Source organism: Thermobifida fusca YX, assembly GCF_000012405.1.
GTDB lineage: Bacteria > Actinomycetota > Actinomycetes > Streptosporangiales > Streptosporangiaceae > Thermobifida > Thermobifida fusca.
In genome coordinates this window covers 2,604,187-2,616,787 of the sequence record NC_007333.1, presented here as the reverse complement: position 1 = coordinate 2,616,787, position 12,601 = coordinate 2,604,187, and the positions used below count along the sequence as shown (strand labels likewise).

Annotated in this window: 9 protein-coding genes; 7 read left to right on the top strand and 2 right to left on the bottom strand. The window is 68.3% G+C overall.

Features of this window, described 5'->3' with window-relative positions; all coding sequences use genetic code 11:
* The first annotated feature begins 365 nt into the window (after window positions 1–365).
* From cobA to TFU_RS10965, 7 genes are all read left to right on the top strand, one after another.
* Window positions 366–1,646, top strand: coding sequence for a uroporphyrinogen-III C-methyltransferase (gene cobA / locus TFU_RS10995; RefSeq protein WP_011292644.1), 1,281 nt, complete (start codon window positions 366–368; stop codon window positions 1,644–1,646).
* 61 nt (window positions 1,647–1,707) lie between these two features.
* The gene (locus TFU_RS10990) at window positions 1,708–3,567 is read left to right on the top strand and encodes a GTPase (RefSeq protein ID WP_011292643.1); all 1,860 of its coding nucleotides are present in this window, start codon (window positions 1,708–1,710) and stop codon (window positions 3,565–3,567) included.
* Between the two features lie 41 nt (window positions 3,568–3,608).
* Window positions 3,609–5,630, top strand: a complete 2,022-nt coding sequence (locus TFU_RS10985) for a YfjP family GTPase (protein WP_011292642.1) — start codon at window positions 3,609–3,611, stop codon at window positions 5,628–5,630.
* 324 nt (window positions 5,631–5,954) lie between these two features.
* Window positions 5,955–7,301 (top strand): sensor domain-containing diguanylate cyclase, encoded by a 1,347-nt coding sequence (locus TFU_RS10980; RefSeq protein WP_011292641.1) that lies wholly within the window; start codon window positions 5,955–5,957, stop codon window positions 7,299–7,301.
* Window positions 7,302–7,365: 64 nt separating this feature from the next.
* Window positions 7,366–8,442 (top strand): DUF4192 domain-containing protein, encoded by a 1,077-nt coding sequence (locus tag TFU_RS10975; protein ID WP_016189025.1) that lies wholly within the window; start codon window positions 7,366–7,368, stop codon window positions 8,440–8,442.
* 95 nt (window positions 8,443–8,537) lie between these two features.
* A complete protein-coding gene (ettA, locus tag TFU_RS10970; RefSeq protein WP_016189024.1) occupies window positions 8,538–10,202 on the top strand; it encodes an energy-dependent translational throttle protein EttA in 1,665 nt (554 codons plus the stop codon).
* Window positions 10,203–10,334: 132 nt separating this feature from the next.
* Window positions 10,335–10,802: a globin gene (locus TFU_RS10965; protein WP_038044003.1), complete on the top strand. Its 468-nt coding sequence runs from the start codon at window positions 10,335–10,337 to the stop codon at window positions 10,800–10,802.
* Between the two features lie 45 nt (window positions 10,803–10,847).
* On the opposite strand, the gene TFU_RS10960 is transcribed toward TFU_RS10965, so the two are convergent.
* Together TFU_RS10960 and TFU_RS10955 are read right to left on the bottom strand one after the other, a co-directional pair.
* Window positions 10,848–12,089, bottom strand: coding sequence for an MFS transporter (locus TFU_RS10960; RefSeq protein WP_011292637.1), 1,242 nt, complete (start codon window positions 12,087–12,089; stop codon window positions 10,848–10,850).
* On the bottom strand, window positions 12,086–12,535 hold the full coding sequence (locus TFU_RS10955) for an acyl-CoA thioesterase (protein ID WP_016189022.1): 450 nt from the start codon (window positions 12,533–12,535) through the stop codon (window positions 12,086–12,088). Before TFU_RS10955 ends, TFU_RS10960 begins: the two co-directional genes overlap by 4 nt.
* Window positions 12,536–12,601: the final 66 nt, after the last annotated feature.

The following is a 12,601-nucleotide window of genomic DNA, read 5'->3' as shown; positions in this document are numbered from 1 at the left end:
CGGTCCGAGTAGCGCGGCACCGACGCAGGCCGGCCTGTGGACGCTTCCCCATCTTCTGCCGGTTTTGGGGAGCGGTACGCGCAAGACAGACCACTCTCATTAGGTAGTAGTAGCGGTATGGGAGCGACCAGCGCGGTATTTTGGACCGTGTCTGGCATAGGGGTTTTGCATCGTGCCGCGTTTCGTCCACAAAGCCGGGATTCAGTTCCGAACCGCTGGTGAGCAGACTCCGGGGCACCCCGCGCCGTTGGCACCGGACAGCGGAGGCAGTGGGGACGAGACAGGCGTCCACCGGGACGCGGCACACACCGCAGTGGAGCCCCGAGCGGTTCGAGACGGGACAACGGGATCTGGAGGCTGCCTCGGTGACGTATCTCCTCGGTTTGCGGCTTCAGGGCCGGGACGTGCTCGTCGTGGGCGGAGGACAGGTCGCCCAACGTCGCGTCCCCGTGCTCCTGGAGGCCGGAGCGCGGGTCACAGTGGTCTCCCCGCACGTCACTACTGCGCTGCAAGGGCTCGCCGAGAGCGGCCGCATCCACTGGGAGCAGCGCCCCTACCGCCGCGGTGACGTCACCGGGCTGGGCCGCTTCTGGCTGGTCCACGCAGCCACGGACGATCCCGAGGTCAACGCGGCGGTGGTTGCCGAAGCAGAGGAAGCACGCATCTGGTCGGTGCACGCCGACGACCGTCACGCCTCCAGTGCCTGGACTCCCGCAACAGGGAGCGCTTCCGGAGTCACCGTCGGAGTAATCACCGGTACTGATCCCCGGCGTGCCGCGGGACTACGCGACGCTATCGTCACCGGCTTGGCCGACGGAACTCTGGACGCGCGCAGGGGACGCGCTCCTCTGCGCGGCGTGGCCCTGGTCGGCGGCGGTCCAGGGGACCCCGGACTGATCACGGTGCGGGGACGGCAGCTTCTCGCGCAAGCCGACGTGGTCGTGGTGGATCGGCTTGCCCCCACGAGCTTGCTTGACCAACTGTCCGGCGACGTGGAGATTATCGACGCGGCCAAGATCCCTTACGGCCGTTCCATGTCCCAAGAGGGCATCAACGCGGTGATCGTCGACCGTGCGCGACAGGGCAAGTTCGTGGTCCGTCTCAAGGGCGGCGACCCCTTCGTTTTCGGACGCGGTGGCGAAGAGCTCGCAGCGTGCGTCGCGGCAGGCATCCCTGTCACCGTGGTCCCTGGCGTGACCAGTGCGCTCGCTGCTCCCGCGAGCGTGGGCATCCCGGTGACGCACCGCGGCGTCGCCCAGCACTTCCACGTCGTCTCCGCCCATGTCGCACCAGGCGACGAGCGCTCCACCGTGAACTGGGAGACGCTCGCCCGCAGTGGCGGCACCATCGTGGTGCTCATGGGAGTGGAACGCTTGGGACGGATTGCCGAGGCGCTGATCAGGTACGGTCGTGATCCCCACACTCCTATTGCCGTCATCCAGGAGGCCACCCTGCCGAGCCAGACCACCCTGGTCGCCACTCTGGAAACGGTCGAAAAGGAAGCGCACGCCGCCGGAGTGCACCCTCCGGCGGTGCTCGTTATCGGAGAAGTAGTGAACACGGCCCAAGAGCTTGACATACTGCACAGAAGCCAAAACGCCGCAGAAACTCCGATCGCTCCCGCAGGAGGAAACGGTCGGAATTGATCAAGGCCGCGGGGAATCGGGTGCTGTGACGACGAATACCGATGAGAAGGGCGGAATCGCCATGACCCGGCCGCCTGCCGTGCCGGAAGCGACAGGACCAGGCGAACCGATACCGGACGCGCCCATGCGGGGTATGGAGTGGGGACGCGGTACGGTCCGGAGCGGGAACGCCCCGGCCGGCGCGTCGACAATGGCACGCCCGCGCAGAAGCGGTGGGGGAGGGGCACACCGCGGGGCAATGGCCCGGGACACCCGCCTGGAGCGGAACCTCGAGACGCTGCGGGACCGGATCCGCGCGATCGAGTTCGCCGACGGCCTCCCCGGAGCTGAGGAAGGGCGTACCGCGCGCACCGACGTCCTCGACCAGCTCAACGACTATGTGCTGCCGAGAGTGCGCAGGTCCGACGTTCCCCTGTTGATCGCGGTCGCCGGTTCCACGGGGGCAGGGAAGTCGACCCTGGTCAACAGCTTGGTGGGTACCCAGGTGACCACCACCGGGGTGCGGAGGCCCACAACGAACAGCCCGGTGCTGGCCTGCAACCCCGCTGACGTGGACTGGTTCAGTGAAACAGCGTTCCTGCCCGCGCTGCCGCGGGTCCGTCAGCAAGGGCTGGCCATGCCCGGTAAGGACGGCATGCTGGTGCTGGCCGCTACCGAGCACATGCCGGAAGGCGTGGCCTTGCTGGACACCCCCGACGTGGACTCGGCCGTTGCCGCGCACCACGAGTTCGCCGCGAAGTTCCTGGACGCGGCCGACCTGTGGGTGTTCGTCACCACCAGCAAACGCTACGCCGACGCCCGAGTCTGGCAGTTCCTCCAGGTCGCGCGGGACCGCGACACCTCGCTGGTCGTGGTGCTGTCCCGCGTGCCGCAGCGCGGCCGGAGGCAGATCGTCGCCCACTTCGGAGCGATGCTGGAAGCCAACGGCCTGGGTGCGGCGCCCCGGTTCGTGATCCCGGAGACCGACCAGATCGCCGGCGGGCGTTTCACCGGCAATATCGCTGACCAGATCCGCGGCTTCCTCGCCGATGTGGCCGGGGACGAACAGGAACGGGAGCGGATCACCCGCCGTACGCTGCTGGGGGTGCTCGACAGTTTCCGCACCCGGATCCCAGAGCTCGGCAAATACGTCGAGACTCAGGCCGAGGTGGGGCGGATGCTGGCTGCCACCGCCAGCACTGCGCTCACCGACGCGCTCGCCGAGGTGGAGCGGGGGACTTCGGATGCGTCCCTGCTGCGGGGGAATGTCCTGGCCCGCTGGCAGGACATCGCCGCCAGCGGGGAGCTCGCGCGCTCCCTGCGGATCCGCAACAAGCGGAAAACCAAGCCGCAACAGGAGGACCGCACTCGGGTGCGTGCGCTGGAGCAGGCGGTCCAGGATGCCGTAGCGGCGCTCGTGGTCTCGGCCGCGGAACGCGCGATCGAGACGATCATGGAGCGTTGGCAGCAGGTCCCTGGAGCGTCCGCTGTTGCGGAACGCCACGCTCTCGACCGGATTCCCGCAGACTTCGCTCTCCGGGCCCGCACCGCTGTCAGCGACTGGCAGGCCCGGATCACGGAGCTCCTCTCCTCGGACGGCGTTGCGAAACGCTCGGTGGCGCGTTTCTTCACCTACGATGTGGAGGCATTCGGACTTGTCTTGATCGTCGGGCTGCTCGGTTTCGGAATCTCCGACCACGACGGAGCCGCGCCTCCGCCGCCGAACGCCGCACCCAGCCGGTTGCTGCGGGCCTTGTTCGGTGCGGAGCCGCTGCGCCTCATCGGAAACCAAGCGCGTGACGATCTGCGTGCCCGGATCAGCGCGCTCTTCGAAGCGGAGAAGGACCGCTTCGCGAAGGCGCTGGCGACTCTAAACCTGCCGGACTACTCTGACGCCGCACTGCTCTACCAGGCTACGGATCACCTCGAGATCGCACGATGACTACCCCTCCCCACTCCGCCCGCCCAGGGCGGGAGACCGATATGGCGGACCACACAGCCGACCATGTGGCAGGCGGGCCCCCACCCGTGGATCGCTCTGGCGAGGGCGGCGAGTTTCGCGCCGCAGACTCTGGTGGCCGGGCCCACGACGGGTTCCGGTACCGGGTGCCGCTCACCCCGGCCGCCCGTCCAGTCGACGGCGGTTTCTCTTCCCGGGGCAGTCCCATCGTGCCGGTGGACAGCCCGTCGCCGGCGGAGGAGAAGCGCACCGACCCGGATGATCCGGACAACCTCGCCGGCTGGGTGGGGAGTCTCGCCGAGGTGAAGGAAGGCGAGATGATCGCCGGACGCCGCACCGGTCCGGTGCCCACGGTGCCCCCCCGGCCTGCGGTCACGCCTTCCTGGCTGTCCGAGGACGACGAGGAGGAGTACCAGCCTACGCGGGGCGACCTGCGGCAGCCGATGCCGACCACGACCCGCGCGGAGCTGATCTCGCAACTCGATGCGCTTGCGCTCCTCGTCGAACTGGGCCGCGACTATTTCGCTCCGCAGTTGATTGAACGTGCCCGCCGCCTGCTCACCCAGGCGGGGGCGCGGCTGCGGCTGTCCGCCGACCACACGGTGGTCGCGCTGGCCGGGGGGACCGGAAGCGGTAAGTCCTCACTGTTCAACGCCTTGTGCGGCCTGGAGTTGTCCCGCGTGGGAGTGACCCGGCCGACGACCACCGCTGCCCACGCCTGCGTGTGGGGGACGGAAGGCGCCGACAACCTGCTCGACTGGTTGGGGGTTCCGCCCCGCTACCGGCACTCCCGGGTGAGCGAACTCGACCGCGGCGAATCCGACCTCACCGGGCTCATCCTGCTGGACCTGCCCGACCACGACTCGGTGCGGGCCGCGCAGACCGCCGAGTCCGACCATCTCATCCGGACCGCGGACCTCCTGATCTGGGTGTTGGACCCGCAGAAGTACGCCGACGCCGCGGTTCACCACCGCTATCTTGCGGAGATGTCCGGGCACGGGGCAGTCATGGTGGCGGTCCTCAACCAGGTTGACCGGGTGGAGCCGGACGATGTGGAGGAGCTGCTCACCGACTTGCGGAGACTGCTGGAGGACGAGTCGGGAGTCCACCCCCGGATCTTGACCACGTCTGCGGTCACCGGGGAAGGGCTGCGCGAACTGCGGCAACTCCTAGTGGAGACCGTTGCCGATCGGCGTGCCGCGATCGAGCGCCTCGCCGCCGACCTTGAGCAGGTCGTCGCCGACTTTGCTGCTTACGGTGAGGCGGGCGGCACCGCGGAGCTGCCCCCGCCGGCCCGGTCTGTCCTGATGGACCAGATGGCTGAGGCCAGCGGGGTGGAGGCGGTTGCTGAAGCGGTGGAGACCGCCTACCAGCGGCGCGGGGGACGGGCCGTGGGGTGGCCGCTGCCCCGCTGGGCGCGGCGGCTGCGCCGCGACCCGCTGCGCGTGACCCAGCTTGATTTCCTCACTGAGGACACGACCCAGGCGAGCACCGGTCCAGTGGGGGCGCAACGCGCCGAGATCGACACCGCGATCGCGGCGGCAGCGGAGGCCGCGGCCGGTTCGCTGCCGGACCCGTGGCCCAAGCGGGTGCGGGCGGCTGCGCGCAAACACGTGGAGACGCTCCCCGAAGAGCTGGGCTCCGCGATTGCAGCGACGATCCCTGAAGAGGACGCCCCCTTCTGGTGGGGGGCTGTGCGGGCTGTCCAGTACTTGCTGGTGGCGCTGGCCGGAGGCAGCCTGGTGTGGCTGGCGCTGCTGCTGGTCAGTTGGGTCGGCGGCGGCCTGGTGGAACCGGCGCTGCTGTTCTTGACCGCTGCCTTGACCGGAGGTGCGCTGCTGTTGGGCTGGCTGGTTGGCGTGGGCTGCCGCAGCCTGGTCGAGGTGGAGGCTGCCCGCCAACGCGAATACGTCGAGATGCACGGTCTTGAACAGGTCAGACGCATTACGTTGGAGCGCGTCGTCGCCCCGTTGGAGGAGGAGCTGCGCAACTACGAGCGGTTCTGCCAGGCGTTGGAGGAAGCGCAGCCTGCCCGACGCCGGTGACCGCGTCCCAGGTTGAGGCTCTTGTCGCCCGTGCCGCGGATCCGACCGCGGTACGGGCGTTTTCGTACTGCGGCGGTCGGTCTCCGAGGGCGGGAATCCATGTCCTGAGATGTCCTGAATAGTCTCTGCGGGGCTTGCCACAGGGGCGAAAACCGCTGTCAATGTGCTGGTTCTCCGGCGGTTTTCACGAAAGGCGATTAGAATATTACCTAAAGTAGTCTCCCATTGGGCTCTGTTTTCCCGGCGGGACCGGAGGACAGGACCGGGCTGCGGCGGGGCCGGTGTGCCCGCCGTACCGGGACGGCCGACAGCGAGGAGGCCCCGATGACACTCACCCGGCATTCGACTACGGAGAGTACTTGTCGAGTGCTGTTCCGTCCCCGGGAGTGGGCGCTGTTGACCCAGCCGCGTGCCGTGGTCGGCTTCGTGGTGACACTCGTCGCCGTCGATGCGCTACTCGCGATCGCCGGGGTATGGACGACTGCTCTGCGCTCTGCGGAACTCCTCACTGCCGCGGCGATCGTCATGTCCGGGGCGATCTGTGTCGAGGCGATGCGCCGCCTAGGGCTGCCTCAGGGGATGGTCCGCGACCTGCTCGGCACGTGGTGGATCCCGGTGGTACTGCTGCTGCCGCCGGTGTACTCGCTCATCGTGCCGATCCCGCTGTACCTGCTGATGCAGTACCGCATTCAGCGCGCCGTAGTCTTCCGCCGCGTCTTCAGCGCCGCAGTGGTCGCCCTCGCCGGGTTCTCCTCCTCGACCGTGTTCCACGCGCTCATCCCCGGACCGATCATCCTGCTCGACGGGGTGACCGGGGCGGCAGGCAAGAGCGCCCTCATCAGCGGGGAGGGAATCGGGGCCGCGATCCTGTGCGCGGTCCTGTTCACTGTGTGCAACACGGTGCTCATCACCGGGGCGATCCGCATGAGCGTCCCCGAAGAACCCCGCCGCACCACAGTGTGGGACTCTGAATCCCTCTTGCTGGACGCGGTCGAAGTGTGCGTGGGACTGATCGTGTCCCTCCTGTGCGCGCTCTCCCTCTTCCTGCTGCTGGTGGCGCTGCCCCCAGTGCTCCTGCTCCAGCGGAGCCTGCTCTTCCAGCAGTTGCAGACGGCGGCACGCACCGATCCCAAGACCGGCCTGCTCAACGCGGTCGCGTGGGAGCGGGTCGCTAAAACCGAGCTGACGCGGGCGTTGCGGACGGGCTGCCCGCTGGCCGTTCTCATCATTGACATCGACCATTTCAAGAAGGTCAACGACACCCATGGGCATCTGGTCGGCGACCAGGTGCTCCTCAACGTGGCGACCATGCTCAGCCAGCAGCTCCGCCCCTACGACGTGATCGGCCGGTTCGGCGGGGAGGAGTTCGTCGTGCTGCTGCCCGGAGCAGACATGGCCGAGGCCTGCCGGACCGCGGAGCGGCTGCGCACCCAGGTAGGGCGGATGGCGCAGCCGATCAACGACATCACCATCACCGTCACCGTTTCGATCGGGGTGGCTCTCCTGCGAGTGCACGGACGGGATCTGCTGGAGCTGATGGCCGCCGCGGACCTGGCGCTTTACCGGGCGAAAGACTCTGGACGCGACCGCGTCTGCCTTCCTGTCGCCACGACCGCGGGGGTCCCGGTCCGCTCCGTGACGGACCCGCCCACCGATTCACGCGGCTCCTGACAGTTGTCCACAGGGTGCAGCGGAGGCTTGCCGCAGCGGGATGCCGGTCGCAGACAGTGGAGGCATGACCACTCAAAAGCATCCCCGTCTGCCGGTCCGTCTGTCCGTCCGCACCCCGGTGGACCTGATTGCCGCGGTCCCCTACCTGATCGGCTTCCATCCCGAAGACTGCGTCCTCGTGCTGGGGACTGACGGCCGCGACAACGCGATCAACTTCGCCGCGGGCTACACGCCGCTCACCACTGCCGACCCCCTCCTCCGCGAGCTGGCCGACAGTCTTGCCCGCTCCTTCCTCGAACAAGGCGGGCGGCGGGCGGTGATCCTCGGCTACGGCCCGGAAGAACCAGCGGTCGCCGGACTGTTTGCGGTCCGGGACCGGCTGGCCTCCCACGGGGCCGCTGTCGCCGAAACCCTCCGGGTCACCAAGGACCGCTACTGGTCCTACGAGTGCGCCAACCCTGTCTGCTGTCCGGCAGAGGGTGTGGTCTACGACGTGCACCGTTCCACGATCCCCGCTACCGCGGTCGCTGCGGGCCTGCGGGTCCGCGCCAGTCGGGAGGAGCTGCTGGCCCTGGTCGCCCCGGTCGGGGGCGCACGGCGCGCAGCAATGACCCGAGCCACTCGCCAGGCTGAAGAGCGCTGCGCCCGGCTGCGCCGCGAAGCCGGCGACCGGGGAGAAGCCGCCGTCATCGCGGAGGGGGTCCGCACGGTGCGCACTGTGGTGGCCGCGGCCTTGGACGGTGCTCCACCCCCAAAGCCGGACACGGTGGCGTGGCTCAGCGTGCTCCTCGTCCACCCGCGGGTCCGCGATGAGGCGTGGGCCCACATCGACCGTGCGCACCTCACCCACCACGTCGGCTTGTGGTCGCACGTGCTGCGCCACGTCGACCCCGACTATGCGGCGGCGCCCGCAGCCCTGCTCGGCTTCGCCGCGTGGCAGAATGACGACCCGTTCCTCGCCGACGTCGCCGTGGACCGGGCATTGGAGGTCGACCCGGAGTATTCCATGGCCCGGCTCGTCCGCCGGGCGGTGCGCTACGGGCTCCCACCCCACCGGTGGGAAGGTTTCACCCCTGACTGGCTTGCTGAGTATGCCCCGATCAGCGAGGAAGCCACACCGCAGGCAGGACATGGGAATTGACCAGCCCGTATCAGGGTTCATACGGGTGTTAAACCGACACGGGCGCCCCGTGGCTCTGGTCGGTGCAGGGCGCGGAACGGCCTAGGCTGGAAGACATGGCGGAGTACATCTTCACGATGCGAAACGTGCGTAAAGCGCACGGTGACAAGGTTGTCCTGGACGATGTGTCGGGCGCCTTTCTCCCCGGCGCCAAGATCGGCGTCGTGGGCCCCAACGGTGCGGGCAAGTCCACGCTGTTGAAACTGATGGCTGGTATTGAGCAGCCCTCCAACGGCGAGGCGCGCCTCATGCCCGGATACACCGTCGGCCTGCTCGCCCAGGAGCCGCAACTCGACCCCGCCAAGACCGTGCTGGAGAACGTGCAGGACGGCGTTGCGGAAACCAAGGCGATGCTCGACCGCTTCAACGAGATCGCTGAGAAGCTGGCCACGGACTACTCCGACAAGCTGCTCGAGGAGATGGGCAAGCTGCAGGAGGAGCTGGACCGCCGCAACGCCTGGGACCTGGACAGCCAGTTGGCGCAGGCCATGGACGCGCTCCGCTGCCCGCCGGCCGACGCGGACGTCTCCGTGCTCTCCGGTGGGGAGAAGCGCCGGGTCGCCCTGTGTAAGCTCCTCCTCGAACAGCCCGACCTGCTGCTGCTGGACGAGCCCACCAACCACTTGGACGCCGAGAGCGTGCAGTGGCTGGAACAGCACCTGGAGAAGTACCCGGGCACGGTCATCGCGATCACCCACGACCGCTACTTCCTGGACAACGTCGCCACCTGGATCCTGGAGCTGGACCGCGGCAAGCTCTACCCCTACGAAGGCAACTACACCACCTACCTGGAGACCAAGGCTGCCCGACTGAAGGTGGAGGGCGCCAAGGACGCCAAGCGGAAGAAGCGCCTCCAAGAGGAGTTGGAGTGGGTCCGCTCCAACCCCAAGGCCCGGCAGGCCAAGAACAAGGCGCGTCTGCAGCGCTACGAGGAGATGGCCGCTGAGGCCGCGAAGACCCGCAAGCTGGACTTCGAGGAGATCCAGATTCCGCCGGGCCCGCGCCTGGGCAGCACCGTGGTCGAAGTCAAGAACCTCACCAAGGGGTTCGGCGACCGCATCCTCATCGAGGACTTGAGCTTCTCCCTGCCGCCGAACGGCATCGTCGGTGTCATCGGCCCCAACGGCGTAGGCAAGACCACGCTGTTCAAGATGATCGTCGGCGAGGAGCAGCCCGACAGCGGCACCATCACCATCGGCGAAACCGTCAAGATCTCCTACGTCGACCAGTACCGGGGCCGGATCGACGACGAGAAGACGGTCTGGGAAGTGATCTCCGACGGGGAGAGCTTCATTCGTGTCGGCAACGTGGAGATCCCCAGCCGCGCCTATGTCGCCGCCTTCGGGTTCAAGGGATCCGACCAGCAGAAGAAGGCGGGAGTGCTCTCCGGTGGGGAACGCAACCGGGTCAACCTGGCGCTGACCCTCAAGCAGGGCGGCAACCTGCTGCTGTTGGACGAGCCCACGAACGACCTGGACGTGGAGACCCTCGGCTCGCTGGAGAAGGCGCTGCTGGACTTCCCCGGCTGCGCTGTGATCACCAGCCACGACCGCTGGTTCCTGGACCGGGTCGCCACCCACATTCTCGCGTGGGAGGGTGGCGCTAACTGGTTCTGGTTCGAGGGCAACTTCGAACAGTATGAGAAGAACAAGATCGAACGGCTGGGCCCCGAAGCCGCTCGCCCGCACGCCGTCACCCACCGCAAGCTCACGCGTGACTGACCGAGGCTTCCGCCGTCCCGGTGGGACGCGACTGTGGTGCGGGTTCCGCGGGAACGGAGCGGAACCCGCAGCGCGCTCGGGGAGGCCAGCACATACCCTGTAGGCGCTATGACTTCCCAGCACGATGACCAGATGACCTTCTACGAGGCGGTCGGCGGTGAGGAGACGTTCACCCGACTCGCCCGCCGCTTCTACGAGGGGGTAGCCGCCGACCCCGTGCTACGCCCCATGTACCCCGAAGAGGATTTGGGGCCCGCCGAGGAACGGCTGCGCCTCTTCCTCATGCAGTACTGGGGCGGTCCACGGACCTACAGTGAACGGCGCGGGCATCCCCGGCTGCGGATGCGGCATTTCCCGTACCGCATTGGGGCGGAAGAACGCGACCGCTGGCTGACGCACATGCGCGCAGCGGTCGACGACCTCGCCTTGCCCGCCCACCTGGAACAGCAGTTGTGGGAGTACCTGGTCTACGCCGCCTATGCCATGGTGAACGTGCCGGAAGACGCGCAGCCTCCCATGGTGCAGCGCTCTTTCACCGTGACCTCGAACGAGCGCGACCGCGGCGACGAGGGGGAGACGATCCGGATCTCGCTGCGGTGACCCATCCTCCCGCGCGAGGCGGTCGCACGAATGGCATTCCGGCTGTCACTGCCGCACCGCGGCACGGCGACTGGACTGGGGCGGAGTGAGCAACACGGCCGCGGCGGCGCTGAACAGTGCTGCCGCGGCAAAAGCCGTGCGGTAGCCTGCCCAGTCGATGAGCACCCCCATCACCACGGGGGTGAGGGTGGAGCTCACCGCCTGCAACGTGTTTTGGACAGCCATGGCCCGGCCCGCCCAGCCAAGCCCCGCGGTTTCCCCGACCGCCGTGAACGTCAACCCGTTGTGGCTCATCGTCAGCACTGCGGCGAGCACGAGCAGCACCACGGCAATCCCGGGAAGCGGCGATGCGGCGGCCAACAGGACCAGCGCTACCGCCCCGCAGCAGGCGATGATCCATACTGGGCGAAGGCGACTACCCACCCGGTCCGACCAGACCCCGGCCCCGAGCCGCGCTGCCGCGCCGGGCACGTACACCGCGGCCATGAGCGCCCCCGCCGCCGGGGCAGTCCACGACTGCTGGTCGACCAGGTAGACCAGCGCGAACGTGGCCACAGTGAACTGCGGCACCCCCAACAGCATGCTCACCGCGTGGACCCGCCAGATCGCGGCATGCCGGTAGGGCGAGGAGCCTGCCCGCTGAGGCTGCGGGGCATCCGCTGCCGGGCCCGCAGCGACAGCCTTCCCAGGAGGGACCGCGAATTTGACCACCAGCGGAAGTACGGCCACGGCCAGGACCCCGGGCAGCAGCATCGCCACACCGACTCCGTAGTGGTGGGCGAGGACCGGCAGCAGTGCCGTCGACAGCCCCATGCCGAGCGGCTGGGCGGTCTGCCGCAGTCCCATGGCCAGGCCGCGTTCCCGGGCCGCGAACCAGCCCATGACGAGACGGCCGCTGGCCGCGTTCACTGGACCGGCGACCGCGCCCACACCGAACAGCACGAGGCCCGCACCTAGCGCCGTGTCGACCAGCGGGAACACAGCGAGAAGACCAGCGGTGGCCCCCAAGCTCACCGCCATAGTGAGACGCTCCCCGTAACGGTCGATGAGGACACCCCACCCTAGAAGGGTGAGGAGCAGGCCGAGACTGGGAAGCCCAGCGAGCGTGCCTGCGCGGGCCACAGTGATCCCGTAGGCCTGCCGCAGTTCGGGGATGACAAACGCCACCCCGAACAACGCGGATAGGCTCGCGATCTGCGCGGCGACCGCCAGCCCCAAGACCAGCCAGCGCCGTCCCGGCCGTAAAGACCGGGCCCGCGCGGCCGCCCGCTGGAGCCCCCACCTCATGGGAGGTAATACCGCGCCAAGTGGGCGCGTTCCTCCGGGCTCAGCCGCCGCGGACGCTGTTGGGCGAGGTCGTAGGCGACCAGTACCGACAGCGCTTTGAGGTACACCGCGTCATCGTCGAGGATCTCGTAGCGCACGGTGAAACTGGCGTTCCTGATCTCGGTGACCCACGTCTCCACCCGGAAGGGGTCGCGGCGCATCTGCAACGGCCGCAGATAGTCGACTTCGTGCCGAGCCACCACCACGTCACCGAACCGGGAAGAGCTGTCCGCGTCGTCCCAGCGGAGAAGGGAGATGCGGGCGTCTTCGAGGTACGTCAGCATCCGCACATTGTTAACGTGGTTGAGCGGATCCAAGTCGGCGAAGCGGACGTGCCCCAGGAAGACGTGCCGCTGCCCGGTCGGGGTTTCCACGCTGGTGCCTTCCTGCACGGCTGTCCCGCTCACTGGTCCTACCTTTCCGTCGGTCGTGGTTACCCGCCGATTGTGGCAAGTTCGAGCAGCGCAGCGGAC